General features: G+C 69.7%; 11 protein-coding genes. 2 read left to right on the top strand and 9 right to left on the bottom strand.

Annotated features, from left to right (window positions below; genetic code table 11):
* Positions 1–5: 5 nt before the first annotated feature.
* Both LG395_RS28205 and LG395_RS28200 read right to left on the bottom strand, forming a co-directional pair.
* Positions 6–257 carry a DUF397 domain-containing protein gene (locus LG395_RS28205; RefSeq protein WP_225811654.1) on the bottom strand — a complete coding sequence of 84 codons (252 nt, stop codon included), beginning with the start codon at positions 255–257 and terminating at the stop codon, positions 6–8.
* Entirely contained in the window at positions 254–1,126 is an 873-nt protein-coding gene (locus LG395_RS28200) for a Sco1979 family transcriptional regulator (protein WP_225811653.1), read from the bottom strand. Before LG395_RS28200 ends, LG395_RS28205 begins: the two co-directional genes overlap by 4 nt.
* A 246-nt stretch (positions 1,127–1,372) precedes the next feature.
* Between LG395_RS28200 and LG395_RS28195 the strand changes: the two genes are divergently transcribed.
* Positions 1,373–1,819: an ATP-binding protein gene (locus LG395_RS28195; protein WP_171156929.1), complete on the top strand. Its 447-nt coding sequence runs from the start codon at positions 1,373–1,375 to the stop codon at positions 1,817–1,819.
* Positions 1,820–1,832: 13 nt separating this feature from the next.
* Here LG395_RS28195 and LG395_RS28190 read toward each other — a convergent pair whose 3' ends face one another.
* From LG395_RS28190 to LG395_RS28160, 7 genes are all read right to left on the bottom strand, one after another.
* Entirely contained in the window at positions 1,833–2,195 is a 363-nt protein-coding gene (locus LG395_RS28190) for a 5-carboxymethyl-2-hydroxymuconate Delta-isomerase (RefSeq protein ID WP_225811652.1), read from the bottom strand.
* A gap of 131 nt (positions 2,196–2,326) precedes the next feature.
* Positions 2,327–7,726, bottom strand: coding sequence for a pullulanase-type alpha-1,6-glucosidase (pulA, locus tag LG395_RS28185; protein WP_225811651.1), 5,400 nt, complete (start codon positions 7,724–7,726; stop codon positions 2,327–2,329).
* Positions 7,727–7,817: 91 nt separating this feature from the next.
* Positions 7,818–9,194, bottom strand: coding sequence for an alpha-amylase (locus LG395_RS28180; RefSeq protein ID WP_225811650.1), 1,377 nt, complete (start codon positions 9,192–9,194; stop codon positions 7,818–7,820).
* Positions 9,195–9,371: 177 nt separating this feature from the next.
* Positions 9,372–11,039 carry a glycoside hydrolase family 13 protein gene (locus LG395_RS28175; RefSeq protein WP_171160064.1) on the bottom strand — a complete coding sequence of 556 codons (1,668 nt, stop codon included), beginning with the start codon at positions 11,037–11,039 and terminating at the stop codon, positions 9,372–9,374.
* A 117-nt stretch (positions 11,040–11,156) separates the two neighbouring features.
* Positions 11,157–12,062, bottom strand: coding sequence for a sugar ABC transporter permease (locus LG395_RS28170; protein WP_225811649.1), 906 nt, complete (start codon positions 12,060–12,062; stop codon positions 11,157–11,159).
* Positions 12,063–12,081: 19 nt separating this feature from the next.
* Positions 12,082–13,086 (bottom strand): carbohydrate ABC transporter permease, encoded by a 1,005-nt coding sequence (locus tag LG395_RS28165; RefSeq protein WP_171156919.1) that lies wholly within the window; start codon positions 13,084–13,086, stop codon positions 12,082–12,084.
* Positions 13,087–13,189: 103 nt separating this feature from the next.
* Complete coding sequence (locus LG395_RS28160) at positions 13,190–14,464, bottom strand: extracellular solute-binding protein (protein WP_225811648.1); 1,275 nt, start codon at positions 14,462–14,464, stop codon at positions 13,190–13,192.
* A gap of 377 nt (positions 14,465–14,841) precedes the next feature.
* Here LG395_RS28160 and LG395_RS28155 point away from each other — a divergent pair, with 377 nt between their 5' ends.
* The gene (locus LG395_RS28155) at positions 14,842–15,876 is read left to right on the top strand and encodes a LacI family DNA-binding transcriptional regulator (RefSeq protein ID WP_212768283.1); all 1,035 of its coding nucleotides are present in this window, start codon (positions 14,842–14,844) and stop codon (positions 15,874–15,876) included.
* Positions 15,877–15,882: the final 6 nt, after the last annotated feature.

Here is a 15,882-nt window from a genome sequence, read left to right as displayed (position 1 = left end):
CCGGGTCAGTGGGCCGTCAGGTGGTCGGCCAGGCCTCTCTTGACCCCCGTGACGAACGCCGTGATCTCTTCCGGCGTGTAGATCAGCGCGGGACCGTCGGGATCCGTCGACTGCCGCACGGCCACGCGTCCGTCGGCGAGTCGCTTCGTCTCCACGCACTGGCCCCCGTTGGGGCCGCTCCACGGGCATTCCCAGCCGTGGTCCCCCAGGGCCGAGGCGGGCATCCCGTTGTACACACCGCTCCGGGCGATGGTCATGAGTACTCCTTGCGCATGCGGTCCAAGAGCGCCCTGCTGTCCGCGGACGAGGTCAGCAGCGACATGCGGTTGTGTGCCTCCAGGTGCGCCACGACATCGGAGCGCTGGTCGAGGTACACGGCGGCGGAGAGGAGCTCGCTGTAGACGATGTCGGGCAGTTCCGGCTCCTCGAACCGGAAGTAGGTGAAGGGGGCGCACGCCCCGACGTGCGCGCACGCCGAGAAGGGCACGATGTCGAGGCTGACGTGCTCCAGTTCCGAGACTTCGAGTAGCCGGTCGATCTGCTCCCGCATCACCTCGGGCCCGCCCACGACCCGGTGCAGCACGGTCTCTTCCATCACCACCCAGAGGGTGGGCGCGTCGGGCTTCTCCAGCAGGCTCTGGCGGCGCAGCCGCAGGTCGACGCGCCGATCGAGGTCCTCTGTGGTGTCGTTCGGGAAACCGCCGCCCAGGGTCGCCCGGGCGTAGGCGGGTGTTTGCAGCAGCCCGGTGACATAGTGCGGCTCGTAGGTGCGCAGCACCTTCGCACCGGTCTCCAGGCTCACGTAGGCCGTGAACCAGGCGGGTACCACATCGCGGTACGGGTGCCACCAGCCCGGCTCGTTGGCCCGTTCGGCGAGGGCGACGAACTCGTCGATCTCCTGCTGGTCGGCGCCGTAGGTCTGGAGCAGCTTCTCGACGTAGAGGATCTTCAGGCCGACCTCGGCCTTCTCCAGCCGGCGGATGGTCAGGGGCTTCACCCGCAGGGCCCTGGCCGCGTCGTCCAGGGAGACGCCCGCGCCGAGGCGCATGTCCTGCAACCGCCGGCCGAGGATCATGCGGAGAACGGTGGGTGCACTGCTGCCGGCGCCCGCGCGTGTCTCGTTCATGCTGCCCTGCCTCCTGAGAGTCCGTCACCAGGACCGAGGATATGGCGTCTTGACGAGCCGATCGGACCGGATCACGTCCGGCTGAAATTATCAGGGAGTCGGTTGCAGTGTGAACTAGACCGCGAGCATGATTACTTGTGTGGCGAAGCCCCCGTCACACGAGACGCAGACGCGCCAACAGCCGTACTGGTTGGGTGAGTTGGTGAACGCGTCGTTTATCGCGCCCCTCCATGGAAGGCGACCGCCGTGTCCCCCCACACGACTTCCTCACTCCGGCACCTGGGCGGAGCGAACACCGACCGCGCGCACTGGCTCGAACTGCCGGGTCACCGCACGAGCGTCAGAACGGCGCGGCGTTTCGTCAGCGCACGGCTGTCCTCCTGGCGGGTGCCCGAAGACGCCTGCGCCAACGCCGTGCTCCTGGTGTCCGAGCTGGCCACCAACGCGGTACTGCACACCTTCAGCCTGCGCATCCTGTGCGGTATCCGTCTGCTGTCGGACGCCGGCCTGCGCCTGGAGGTGCACGACCGGGACGACTCGGCCCGCCGCCTGCCCCGCCGCGCGCCGGGCCCCGACGACGAGTGCGGCCGAGGACTGCTGCTCGTGCAGGAGATCGCGGACAGCTGGGGAGTCGTCCCTTCGCCGCTCACCGGGGGCAATGCGGTCTGGGCGAACCTGGCCACGGGCCTGTGAGCACCGGCGGGCCCTAGCGCTCGAACTTACGGTAGGAGGCCGCGAGGTCGCGCACCTCCGCGGAGGCGTGCAGGACGAACCCGTCGTCGCGCACGTGCTCGCGCAGCAGTTCGAGGACGGCCTCGGTCAGGCGCGTCTTGGTCTCCTCCGTACGGCCGGCGAGCAGGCCGATCGTGACGTGGACGACGGCGTGCCGCTGCTCCTCGGGGTCCTCGTAACCGAACGCCGTGAGCGCGCTGGGCCGGTACTGGGTCTTGCACGCTTCCGGCTTCGCGTCCGCGATCTCGACGGTCGCCGTGTGCAGGGCGCGGGCGAAGCCGACACGGTCGAAGGCCGGAGTCATCACGGCGGAGTAGTCGACGGTGATCTGCGGCATGGGGCTCACTCCTGTTCCCGGGCGACGGTGTCACCCTAGCCCGGGTGCCGCCGCCCCGTCCTGGCGCCTCCCTGCGGTGAGGTGGGGCGGACCCCGGGCGGGGTCCGCCCCACCTCACCGGCACCCGCGCGTCACCGCCGGGTGAAGACCGCCACGGTACGGCCGGGGACGGCGAACGTCCCCGAGTCCGGGACGCACACCGCCTTCTTCACGACCGGGTCCGCCCCCGACGCCTGCGCCGGATGCAGCCGGTAGCGCTCCCCGGCCAGCGAGGCGATCCGCTGCTCCTGCGTTCCGGGCGTCGCGTTGAACACCACCACCAGGTCACCGAGGCGCATGGTGATCACGCCCGGCGTCTCGTCCTTCCCCGAGAGCGGGAACGACAGCTCCCGCTGCACCCGCGCGGCCGTGCCGAGGGAGAACGCCTTCTCGGTCGTGCGGATCCTGAGCAGGTCCCGGTAGGCGGCCGAGGCGCCGGTGATCTGCTCGCAGCCGACCTTGACGGTGCTCAGCAGCGGCTTGGCGTACTCCCACTTGGACTGGTTGTCGGCCGCCGGGGGCAGCCCGCGCCCGAAGCCGTTGCCGTCGGCGCAGTTCCAGTGGATGGCGTTGAACCAGTCACCGCTGTCGAAGGAGTTGCGGTCCAGGGACTTGGAGCGCAGCAGGTCGGTGCCCGCCTGGGAGAGCGCGGGGCCCTGGGAGAGGGCGGCCGTGGCCATCGCGAGGACCTGCATCCGGGCCCGGTCGGACGCGGAGGTGTCCTTCGGCAGCTTGTAGGTCAGCGCGTCGAAGAGCGACTCGTTGTCGTGGGCGTCCACGTAGGCGAGGGCGTCACCGGGGGCGTGCGCGTATCCGGCGGGCGCGCCGTTGTAGTCGACCCCGGCGCCGGTCACCTCCTTGCCGTCGGTGTCGGTGAAGCGGTAGCCGGCCAGGTTGCCGGTGAGGCCGACCTTGATCAGGTCCTGGTAGTGCAGCAGGCGCGCCTTCTGCTCCTCCTCGGTGCCGTTGGCCGTGGAGGAGTTGGGGTCGGTATAGAGCCCGGACGCGAAGCCCTGGACACCGGGGTCCTCGTCGAAGGGGCCGCCGCCGCGCACCGCGTCACGGGCGCGGTCGGAGAAGGTGGCGATGCCGGTGCCGGCCATGTTGGCCTGCGTGGCCTGGACGAACCGGGCGTCGTTCGCGACCTCGCCGAAGTTCCAGCCCTCCCCGTACAGGATGATCTTCTTGCCGTCGACGCCGTCCTTCTTCAGGGTCAGCGCGTCCAGGGCCTTGCGGACGGCCAGGATGTTGGCCTTCGGGTGGTGGCCCATGAGGTCGAAGCGGAACCCGTCGACCTTGTACTGCTTCGCCCAGGTGACGATGGAGTCCACCACCAGCTTGCCCATCATCGCGTTCTCGGGCGCGGTGTTGGCGCAGCAGGTGCTGGTGGCCACCGAGCCGTCGGCGAGGAGCCGCTGGTAGTAGCCGGGCACGATCCGGTCCAGGACGCTGGTGTCCGCCTGGCCGCTCGCCGCCGTGTGGTTGTAGACGACGTCCATGACGACCCGGAGCCCGTCCTGGTTGAGCGCCCGCACCATCCGGCGGAACTGGACGGTACGGGCCGTGCCGTCCGGGTCGGTGGCGTAGGAGCCCTCGGGCACCGTGTAGTGGTACGGGTCGTAGCCCCAGTTGTAGGCGTCGGCGGCGGCGGTCTTCGCCACGCACTCCTGCTGCTTGCCGGAGTCGGCCGGGTAGGAGGCCAGGTCGCAGTCGGTGGTGGCCTGGTCGGCCTTCTTCTCGGGGATGGTGGCGATGTCGAAGGCGGGCAGGAGGTGCACGTAGGAGGTGCCGGCCTTGGCCAGCGCCCGCAGGTGCTTCGAGCCGTCGCTGTTCTTGTCGGTGAAGGCCAGGTAGGTGCCCCGGTCCTTGGCCGGGACGGTCTTGTCGGCGACCGAGAAGTCCCGGATGTGCAGCTCCTGGATCTGCGCGTCCTTCAGCGGTACGGCCTTGGGCTTGCTCAGGGCCGCCCAGCCGCTCGGGGAGAGCGCCTTGTCGTTCAGGTCGACGACGAGGCTGCGCGCCGAGTTCGTGGTCAGGGCGACCGAGTAGGGGTCGGTGACCTTGTTGGTGACCACCTTGCGGACGCTGGGCGCCCAGACCTTCACGACGTAGCGGTAGGGCTTGCCCTTCCAGGAGGCGGGGCCGGTGACGGACCAGACGCCGGTGGTGTCGTCGCGGTGCATCTTCACGGACGTGCCGTCGAGGTCGAGGTGGACGCTCTGCGCGGTCGGCGCCCAGACGGCGAGGGTCGGCCTGCCGTCGTGGAAGGCCGGCCCGAGGGCGGCCTTCGTCGCGCCGGGGTACAGGTCGTCCAGCACGCCGGCGGTCTGTACGCCGGTGGCGGCCAGGACGGCACCGTTGGCGGCCCGCTGGGTGGCGACGAGCTGCCCGGTGAGCGCGCCGCGCACCCGGTCCCGGTCGCGGGGGTCGACGGACCAGGCGGTGTAGTCCTTCAGGTGCGGGAACTTCGCCTTCTGGGCGTCGGTCAGGGTGGTCTTGGTCAGCCGCAGCCAGCGCTCGTCGTCGCTGGTCAGCACGCCGTCCTTGACGGTGATCGAGCCGTCGTGGGAGGAGAGGAGCTGGGTGGAGGCGGCTGCGTCGACGCCGTTCCAGGCGACGGTGTCACGGTCGATCCAGATCGCCTTGGAGGTGGTCAGGTCGAGTGCGGCCGCGCTGCCCGCGGGCTGCGGCAGCAGATACTTCTCCTGGCCGTTCAACAGCCACACCTCGTGGCCGTTCGACGTGAGGTCGAGGGACTGGTCGGTGGGCAGGTCCTTGTCGTCGCCGTTGTGGATGATGTAGCTGAGACTGGTGGCACCCGCGCTGAGCGGCACCTCGAAGACCGCGCCATAGGCATCAGTCTTCACCGGCTTCACCGGGTTCGACCAGTCGGTGGGGTTCGCGGCACCGGTCCAGACGTGCAGGCCCCAGCCGTCGTAGTTCCCGTCGGCGCGGTGGTAGTGGATGACCGCCTTGGTCCGGTCCTGCGCCGGGTAGTCGGGCCTCGTGGTCAGGACGTCGGCCTTGCCCTGCTCGATCCACACCTCACCCGTCCTGGTGACGTCGATGGACCGGTCGGCGGAGACGTCCTTGTCGCCGTCCTTGTCGATGACCAGGAAGCCGACGTTCGAGGCGCCGGGCTTGAGCTTGACGTAGGCGAAGGCGCCGTAGGCGTCCCGGCCCGTGAAGGGGTGGCTGGCGGGCCAGTTCGTGGCCTCGCCGTCGGCGAGGTCGCCCCAGGCGTACAGGCCCCAGTCGGCGTAGTCGCCGTCCGTTCGCTTGTAGTGGACGATCGCGTAGTCCCGGGAGGAGGCCGTGGGGACCTCGGGCGCGGGCGGGGTGCCGGTGGTGCTGCTCGCCGTGGCGCTCGCGGTGTGCCCGGCGGAGTCGATGACGACGGCCTTGTAGCGCAGGGCGGTGCCGGCGGGCACGTGGCTGCCGAGGGTCTGGGTGACCTGGTAGGGGGCGTGGTCGGCGGAGCCGAGCGTCTTCCACGCGCCGTCGCCGACCTGGGCGGCGAAGACGACCCGGTTGAGCTGTCCGCCGTCGACGTCGGCCTTCAGCACGGCCGTTCCGGTGGCGCCGGCGGCGGGGGCGGTCAGGGTGACCACCGGCTTGGCGGCCGGCTCGGCGAGGGGGCCGGTGGCCTTGTAGACGACGGTGGCGCCGGCCGGGACGGTGACGGTGACCTTCCCGTCGCCGTCCGTCCGGACGGAGCCGGTGGTGCCGTAGATCCCCCGGTACGACATGTCCGCGGATCCGGTCGCGAACGTCGCCGTCCTCGCCTCGTCGGCGTTGTTGAGGGCGACGACGTACTCCTGGCCGCTCCCTGCGTCCGTACGGGTGAAGGCGTAGACGCCGGCGCCGTCGGCCGCGTACCGCTCGGTCTGCACACCGTCGGTCAGGGCCGGGTTGGCCTTGCGGAGCTTCGCGAGCGCGGCGATCTGCCGGTACAGCGGGGCCTTCGTGTCGTAGGCGGCGCTCGCGTGGGTGCGGTCGGTGCCGATCTCGTCGTCGTCCAGGTAGTCGGCGACCTTGGAGGCGAACATGGTCTGGCGGGCGTCCTTGTCGCCGCCGGAGCCGGTGAAGCCCTGCTCGTCGCCGTAGTAGACGACCGGGTTGCCCCGGCTGAGGAACATCAGCTCGTTGGCGAGCCTGTCCTTCCTCAGCAGCTCGGCGTCGGTCGCTTTCGGGTTGTCCTGCTTCAGGAAGTACCCGATGCGGCCCATGTCGTGGTTGCCGAGGAAGGTGACCTGCTCGTACGCGTTGGCCTTGTCGGTCGTGTACCGGTAGTCGTCACCGAAGACGCCCGCCAGCCTGCGCGCGCTGCCGCCTTGGGAGGCGTAGGCGCGGGCCGCGTCCTGGAAGGGGAAGTCGAGGGTGGCGTCCAGGCGGCCCTGGGTGACGTACGGGGAGGTGACGGCGGTGTCGGCGGAGTAGACCTCGCCGAACATGAAGAAGTTCTTCCGTCCGCGCCCGGCCGCGTACCGGTCCAGCGCGGTGGCCCACTGGGTCCAGAACTCCATGTTCACGTGCTTGACGGTGTCGATCCGGAAGCCGTCGACGGCGAAGTCCCGCACCCACCGCTCGTAGATCCTCTCCATGCCCTGGACGACCTCGGGACGCTCGGTCCACAGGTCGTCCAGGCCGGAGAAGTCACCGTAGGTGGTGGACTCGCCGGCGTACGTCGAGTCGCCCCGGTTGTGGTACATCGCCGGGTCGTTGAGCCAGGCCGGGACCTTGCCCCCGCTCGTGGCCCTCGGGGTGTACGGGAAGGAGCCGGCGTCGACGGCGGGGAACGGGCGCCCGCCGTCGGCGTAGTCGGCGTCGTCGAAGGGCTTGCCGTCCTTCGTCAGGTAGGGGAAGGCGCCCTTGGAGAGGTAGCCGTAGGACTTCTCGTCGTAGTCGACGACGTCGGCGGTGTGGTTGGTGATGACGTCGAAGAAGACCTTCATGCCCTTGGCGTGGGCCTTGGAGATGAGGGACTTGAGGTCGTCGTTGGTGCCGAAGTGCGGGTCGACCTGGGTGAAGTCGGTGATCCAGTACCCGTGGTAGCCGGCCGAGGCGTTGCTGCCCGTCCCCTGCACCGGGCGGTTCTTGAAGATGGGCGCCAGCCAGATGGCCGTGGTGCCGAGATTCTTGATGTAGTCCAGCCGCCTGGTCAGGCCCTTGAGGTCGCCGCCCTGGTAGAAGCCCTTGTCGGTGGGGTCGTACCCGGTGGACAGGCGGGAGCCGGTCAGTCCGCCCCTGTCGTTGGACGGGTCGCCGTTGGCGAAGCGGTCCGGCAGGACGAAGTAGAACTGCTCGCGGGTGTCGTCGTGCCGGGCGGGCACGGCGGCGAGCTTCGCGTCCGAGGGGGGCGCGGGCGGGGTGGCCGCGTGGGCGGCCGACGGCTGGAGCAGTGCGGCGGCGAGGGCGGCGGCGGTGACGGCCGCGGCTCGTCCGCGGTGCGGGGATCGGCGCCTGCGCGGCGCCGGCCATCTCGGTATCACAGGGGATGACTCCTTGCGAGGGTGGCTGGGTGTTTGCAGCAAGGTGCGTGAAACCTCCGGCAAGAGGTTTCACGCACCGTCAGGCGGGTTTTCAGCAGCTCGACTTGCCGGCGTAGAGCGCGAGGGCCGTGTTCGAGCCGAGGGTGGCGGTGAACTGCCCGCTGGAGTTCACGGTCACCGGGGTGTTGTTCTGGACGTTGCAGTAGGTCCCGGCCGGGAGGGACGTCTGGTAGGTGCGGGTCAGGGACGAGGACTCGTGGTTGATCGCCACGTAGCCCTTGCTCCCCCGGCCGAACGCGATCGCGTTGTTGCCGTTGTCCCACCAGTTGGTGACCGCCTGGCCGCGGGTCGCGTTGCGGAAGGCGACCATGGACTTGATCTCGGGCCAGGCGTGCTGGCACTTCCAGCCGTCCTGCCAGCAGGCGTTCACCTGGCCGCCGCTCGGCGGGCCGGCGTCGGCGTCCGACCACTCGTAGCCGGAGTTGACGTCGGGGGCGCCGTAGGGCCAGGCGAGCATGAACACGTTGGCCAGGGTGTAGTCGGCGCCGCTCTTGTAGTTCAGCGTGCTGCCGTTGCGCTCGGTGTCGTGGTTGTCGACGAAGACACCGGCGACCGAGCTGTTCAGGTAGCCCCAGCCCTCCCCGTAGTTGGTGAGGTAGGCGAGTTTCTCGCTGGTGAAGACGCGCTTGAGGTCGTAGGCGTAGCGGAATTCCTGGACGTCTCCGTTGCCGGTGTACTCGGAGGGCTGGACGGCCTCGCCCGCGCCGTAGATGACCTCCTGCTTCCAGTAGGCGGACGGGTTGGTCAGGCGGCTCTTGATGTTGGCGAGGTCACCGGCCGGGATGTGCTTGGCCGCGTCGATGCGGAAGCCGTCGACGCCGAGGCCGAGCAGGTCGTTCAGGTACCCGGCGATCGTCTTGCGGACGTACTCCTCGCCGGTGTCCAGGTCGGCGAGGCCGACGAGTTCGCAGTGCTGCACGTTCCAGCGGTCGGAGTAGTTCGACACCGGGGAGGTGCAGTCGTCGAAGTCGTAGACCGAGTACAGGCCCGGGTAGTCGTACTTCGTGTACGACGAGCCGCCGGTGCCGGTGCCGCTGCCCGCCGACATGTGGTTGATCACGGTGTCGACGACGACCTTCACCCCGGCCGCGTGACAGGTGTTCACCATGTTCCGGAAGGCCGTGCGGTCGCCGAGGCGGCCCGCGATCTTGTACGACACGGGCTGGTACGACGTCCACCACTGCGCCCCCTGTATGTGCTCGGCGGGCGGGGAGACCTGGACGTATCCGTAGCCGGCGGGGCCGAGGGTGGTGGTGCACTCCCTGGCCACCGAGGCGTAGTTCCACTCGAAGAGGACGGCGGTGACGTCCTTGGTGCCGGGCGGGGAGGCCTCGGCGGCCGTCGGGGTCATGCCAGCCAGAGCGGCGGCCGTGAGGGCGACCGCCGTGGGGAGGGTCCTGCGTGCCATGTGGGGTTCCTTCGACGTTGAAGGCAACTGGACCGCTGACGGCGCTTGCTGAAATATTTCAGCAAGCTTGCGGTGACGCAGATGTTAAAGGCCCGCTGGCCGAAGCGCAGCGGGCCGTTGTGAACTTGATGCAAGAACTTTCAGACGGAGCCTCAGAACCGGCCCCGCGTCCGGCTGTCAGTCCGTCGTCGTCCACCAGACGGTGGTGTCGGCGGGCACCTTGGTCTCGCCGTCCGCCTCGGTCACCTCACCACTGGTGAGCAGGACACGGCCGTACGACGGGGTCGTCACCGACTCGCCCGTGGTGTTCGCGACGCACACGAAGTCGCCGCGCCGGAAGGCCAGGACGCCCTCGGGCGCGCGCAGCCACTCCACCGCCTCCCCCGCGCCGAGGTCCGGGTGGGCGCGGCGCGCACGCAGCGCGGCCCGGTACAGCTCCAGCGTGGAGCCGGGGACGCCGGTCTGCGCCGCGACGCTCAGCCCGGCCCAGTCGGCGGGCTGCGGGAGCCAGCTGCCCCCGCTGCCGAAGCCGTAGGAGGAGCCCTCGCGGGTCCACGGGATCGGGACCCGGCAGCCGTCGCGGAAGCCGTCCTGGCCGGCGCCCCGGAAGTACGCCGGGTCCTGGCGCACCTCGTCGGGCAGGTCCACGACGTCCGGGAGGCCCAGTTCCTCGCCCTGGTAGATGTACGCCGAGCCGGGCAGGGCGAGCATCAGGAGGGTGGCCGCGCGGGCGCGGCGCAGGCCCAGCTCCCGGTCCCCGGCGGTGCGGATCTGGGTGCCGAGGCCGGGCGGGTTGGCGAAGCGGGTGGCGTGCCGGGTGACGTCGTGGTTGGACAGCACCCAGGTGGCGGGGGCGCCGACCGGGCGCATGGCCTCCAGGGTGCGGTCGATGACCGCCCGCAGTTCCTCCGCGTCCCACTCGGCGCTCAGGTACTGGAAGTTGAACGCCTGGTGCAGCTCGTCGGGGCGGACGTAGTGGGCGGTGCGCTCGATGGTCGGGGTCCACGCCTCGGCGACGAAGATCTTCTCCCCGGCGTACTCGTCGAGGATCTTCCGCCACTGGCGGTAGATGTCGTGCACGCCGTCCTGGTCGAAGAACGGCATGACATCGTTGCCCAGCAGCTTGAGCTGGTCGTGGGCGCCGAGGTCGGGCAGGCCGTCGGCCTTGACCAGGCCGTGGGCGACGTCGATGCGGAAGCCGTCCACGCCCATGTCCAGCCAGAAGCGCAGGATGGAGCGGAACTCGTCGCCGACGGCCGGGTGGTTCCAGTTGAAGTCGGGCTGCTCGGGGGCGAAGAGGTGCAGGTACCACTCCCCGTCGGCCACACGCGTCCAGGCCGGGCCGCCGAAGATGGACTCCCAGTCGTTGGGCGGGAGTTCGCCGTTCTTCCCCTTGCCGGGGCGGAAGTGGTAGCGCTCGCGGAGCGGGGAGCCGGGGCCCTCGGCGAGGGCGCGCTTGAACCACTCGTGCTGGTCGGAGGAGTGGTTCGGGACCAGGTCCACGATGATGCGCAGGCCGTGCGCGTGGGCGTCGCGGATGAGCGCGTCGGCGTCCAGCAGCGAGCCGAACATCGGGTCCACGGCGCGGTAGTCGGCGACGTCGTAGCCGGCGTCGGCCTGCGGGGAGGCGTAGAAGGGGCTGAGCCACACGGCGTCGACGCCGAGGTCACGCAGATAGGGCAGGCGGGAGCGTACGCCCTCCAGGTCGCCCATGCCGTCGCCGTTGCTGTCGGCGAAGCTGCGCGGGTAGACCTGGTAGATGACCGCGTCCCGCCACCAGTCGCGGCGGTCGGCGACGGTGACGGCGAGGTGGCGGGCCGGTGCGGCGGAGTGCTGCTGGCTCATGGCGTCCTTGATACGTAACTGGGGCATGGTGGGCAGTCGGTGGGTGCGGCGGCGAGGCGGGCCGCGGTGACAGCGGGGTCTGGGCAGGTACCGCGGCCCGCCTGGTCGGTGCGGGCGTCAGCCCTTGGTGCCGCCGGCGGTGAGACCGGTGACGAGGTTCTTCTGCACGAGGTAGAAGAACACGGTCACGGGTATCGCGATCAGCACCGCGGTGGCGGCCATGTAGTTCCACTGGGCGTCGTGCTCGCTGACGAAGGTCTGCAGACCGACGGCGAAGGTGTACTTGGAGTCGTCCAGCAGGAAGGTGGTCGCGAAGGCGACCTCGCCGACGGCGGTGATGAAGTTGTAGAACGCGGCCACGGCCAGGCCCGGGCGGGCGAGCGGCAGGATGAGCCGGAAGAAGGTGCCGAAGGGGCTGAGCCCGTCCACGCGGCCGGCCTCGTCGATCTCGAAGGGGATGGTGTCGAAGTACCCCTTGAGCAGCCAGGCGCTGTACGGCACGGCGGTGGAGCAGTTGATGATGATCAGCGCCCAGTAGGTGTCGATGAGACCGAGCTCGCTGAAGATCTCGTACATCGGCACGATCAGGATGGCGATCGGGAAGGCCTGCGTGAGCAGCAGGACCCACATCAGCTGCTTGTAGCCGGGAAAGCGCATGCGGGAGACCGCGTAGCCGGTGGTGGCGGCGACAAAGACACCGATGAGGGTCGTACCGAGGGCCACGATCATCGTCGACTTGAACCAGTCGAGGAACCCGGTGTGCTCCAGCACGAAGCCGTAGTTGGAGAAGCTGAACTTGCCCGCGATGCCGGCCGGGTGCAGGTAGTCCTCCTTGTCCGGGCCGAGGGACAGGTAGAACAGCCAGGCCACCGGGGCCAGGGCGATCAGGCTCGCCACGACGAGCCCGCCGTGCAGCAGGGCGGCGCCGGCCGGGCCGCGCTCGCCGCGCCGGCGCACGCCGCGCCGGGGCGCGGGTGCGGGGGCCGGGGCGGTGTCGGTCTTGTCCAGGGTCGTGGTGCTCATGGCGGCGGCTCCTGCGGCGTCAGACGGCGAGCTGGTCATTGCGCTTCAGCCAGCGGAAGTAGAAGGAGGTGAAGACGGTCAGGATCGACAGCAGCAGCACGCCGTACGCGGCGGACTGGGCGAAGTCGCGCGGCTGCTGGCCGAAGCCCAGCTGGTAGGCCCAGGTGACGAGGATCTGGGCGTCCGGGGCGGAGTTCTTGCCGAACAGCAGGAAGATGATGACGAACTGGTTGAAGGTCCAGATGATGCCGAGCAGCACGACGGTGGAGCTGACCGAGCGCAGGCCGGGCAGGGTGACGTGCCGGAACCGCTGCCAGGCGCCGGCACCGTCCATCTCGGCGGCCTCGTAGAGCGAGGAGTCGATGGACTGCAGGCCGCCGAGCAGGGACAGCATCATGAACGGCACACCGCACCAGGTGTTGACCATGATCGCGGAGAACCGCTGCCAGAAGGTGTCCTCCAGCCACTCCGGCTGGGGCAGGTGGAGGGAGCCGAGGATCTGGTTGAGCACGCCGGAGTCGGCGAGCATGATCCGCCAGGAGAAGACGGTGACGAAGGTCGGCACGGCCCAGGGCAGGACGAGCAGCAGCCGGTAGACGGTACGGCCGCGCAGCTTCTGGTTGAGCATGAGCGCGAGACCGAGGCCGATGCCGTAGTGCAGGGCGACACAGGCGGCCGTCCAGAACACGGTCCACAGGAAGTGCGACCAGAACCGGTCGTACGCCGTCGGGCCGAAGAGGATGTCGTGGTAGTTGTCCAGGCCGATGAACTTGTACGTGGCGTCGATGTGGTTGACGCCGATCGTGCGCGCCGAGTTCAGGCTGTTGGCGTCGGTGAGGGTGAGGTAGAAGCCACGGACCAGCGGGTAGCCCACGAGGACGCCGAGCACGACGACCACCGGGGCGATCATCGCGTAGGCGTACCAGTACCTCTGGAAACCGTTTCTGACGCGCTGCCCCAGCCCGGGCCGAGGCGCGCGGTCACCGCGGCGCTTGCCGGTCGCGCGGTCGATGGCGACTGTCATGGTTCGACACCTTCAAAGATCAAGGGGTTGGGCCGGGCACAGGGCGGTGGCCGTCGGATCCTTCCCCCCGTTCCCGCGGGAGGGATCCGACGGCCACGCGGGCTTACTTGCTGAAGCCGCTCACCAGCTTGGAGATGGCCAGCTCGGCGTTGCCGAGGCCCTTGTCCAGCGACTCCTTGCCGCTGGCGACCTTGGGCAGCTCGGTGTCGAGCGGACCCCACAGGGAGCTGTACTCGGGCAGCGCCGGGCGCGGCTGGGCGGCGGCCAGGACGCCCTGGTAGCCGGCGATGCCCGGGTCGGCCTTGACCTTGTCGGTGTAGGCGTCGGAGCGGGTGGGCAGGGTGGAGTTCTTCAGGGCGATGGCCTCCTGCGACTGCGCCGAGGTCATGAACTTGACGAACTTCAGGGCCGCCGTCTGGTGGGCCTTGTCCGAGCCGGCGTAGACCGAGAGGTTGTGGCCGCCGGTCGGGGCGCCCGCCTTGCCGGCGGAGCCGGCCGGGACGGTGGCGATGCCGAGGTTGGACTTGTCCGAGAAGGCCGAGCCCTTGTAGAAGTTCGTGATCTCCCAGGGGCCCTGGATGATCGCGGCGACCTTGCCGTTGACGAACGCGTCCTGGATGTGGGCGTAGGCGTCGGCGGTGGCGTCGGCCTTGTGCAGGCCCTTGCCGGAGAACAGGCTCAGCCAGGTGCCGTAGGCCTTCTTGGCGGCCGGCGAGTTCACCGTGATCTTCTTGGCGGCGACGTCGACGGTGTCCGTGCCCTCGCCGTAGAGGAAGGTCTGGGCGTAGTAGGCCTGGGTGGAGCCCCAGTAGCCGTCGACCTTGGCCTTGTCCTTGATCTTGGCGGCGTCGGCCCTCAGCTCGTCCCAGGTCTTGGGGGCCTCGGTGATGCCGGCCTTCTTGAACAGGGCCTTGTTGTAGACCAGCGCGAGGGTGTCGGTGACGAACGGCACGCCGTAGGTCTTGCCCTCGTACTGGGCCTGCTTGATCAGGTTCGGCTCGAACTTGCCCTGGTCGGCGAGGGCCTCGGTGCCGTCGAGGGGCAGGAAGAAGCCCTTCTTGGCGAAGGCGGGGGTCCAGCCGACCTCGGAGCGCAGCACGTCCGGGGCGCCCTTGGCGCCGGCAGCGGTGTCGAACTTGTTCTGCGCCTGGTCGAAGGGGACGTTGACGTACTTGACCTTGATGTCCTTGTGGGCAGCCTCGAACTGCTGGACCAGGGCCTTGTACGTCGGCGCCTCATTGGTGGCGTTGGAGGTGTCCCACCACGTGATGGTGACCGGGCCGTCCGACTTCCCGCTGTCGCCGTCGCTCCCGCCGCACGCCGTCGCCGTCAGGGCGAGGGACGCCACCAGCGCGGAGGCCGCTATGCCACGCCGCATGAGTTCTCCTTGAGGGTTAAGCCCGAGTGGTACAGGGGACGGTCCCGTCCGCCCCTGCGACTTGCCGACTGCGCCGTTGCCGCGGCCGGGCGACTGGGAACGTAACAGCCATGTAAGCGTTTCGAAAGACCTTGCAGAAAAAAAGTGCAAGGCGACACGATGGTTACCCCGTCGTGACCAGTCGTCGACCGTGACGCGACCCGAAGGCGCAGGCGCTGAGCGGCGGTGACGGCACTTGTGCAAGACTTGCAAGCTCTTGCCACCGAGATTCCCGAGGGAGCGCGATGACGCAGCAACCCACGGCAGGCCGTGCGCCCGCCCGCGCCCGGCGTCCGGCCGGTGTGCAAGGGGAGGTACGACCGGTACAGTCCGGTGCCGTGACCACACGGCTTGCCGACATCGCTGCGCAGGCGGGGGTGAGCGAGGCGACCGTCAGCCGGGTCCTCAACGGCAAACCGGGAGTCGCCGCCACCACCCGCCAGTCCGTGCTCGCCGCGCTGGACGTGCTGGGCTACGAGCGCCCGGTACGGCTGCGGCAGCGCAGCGAGGGCCTGGTGGGCCTGATCACGCCGGAGCTGGAGAACCCGATATTCCCCGCCCTGGCGCAGGTCATCGGGCAGGCACTGACCCGCCAGGGCTACACGCCGGTGCTCGCCACGCAGACCCCGGGCGGGTCGACCGAGGACGAGCTGACCGAGATGCTGGTGGACCGCGGGGTCGCCGGGATCATCTACGTCTCCGGACTGCACGCGGACACCACCGCCGACATGCAGCGCTACGAGCGGCTGCGCGCCCAGGGCGTGCCGTACGTGCTGGTGGACGGGTTCTCGCCGAAGGTGCAGGCGCCGTTCATCTCCCCCGACGACCGTGCGGCGATGTCGCTGGCGGTCACCCACCTGGTGTCGCTGGGGCACACCCGGATCGGGCTGGCGCTCGGGCCGAAGCGGTTCGTGCCCGTGCAGCGCAAGATCGAGGGCTTCGTCCGCGCGGTGCAGGACCAGCTGGGGCTGGCCGCCCAGACCGTCGAGACGGAGCTGATCCAGCACTCCCTGTACACCCTGGAGGGCGGTCAGGCGGCGGCGAGCGCGCTGATCGACCGGAACTGCACGGCCGTCGTCTGCGCCAGCGACATGATGGCGCTGGGCGCGATACGGACGGCCCGGCAGCGGGGCCTGGAAGTGCCCCGGGACGTGTCGGTGGTCGGGTTCGACGACTCCCCGCTGATCGCCTTCACCGACCCGCCGCTGACCACGATCCGCAAGCCGGTCCCGGCGATGGGGCAGGCCGCGGTGCGCACGCTGCTGGAGGAGATCGGCGGGACTCCGGCGCCGCACAGCGAGTTCGTGTTCATGCCGGAACTGGTGGTGCGCGGCTCCACCGCTTCGGCGCCGCATGTCCTCCGTACGTCGTAGGAGGTG

It is taken from the genome of Streptomyces spinosus (genome assembly GCF_020400655.1).
GTDB classification, from domain to species: domain Bacteria; phylum Actinomycetota; class Actinomycetes; order Streptomycetales; family Streptomycetaceae; genus Streptomyces; species Streptomyces argyrophylli.
Note: the sequence above shows the minus strand (reverse complement) of the source record. Positions and strands in the feature narration are given on the sequence as shown.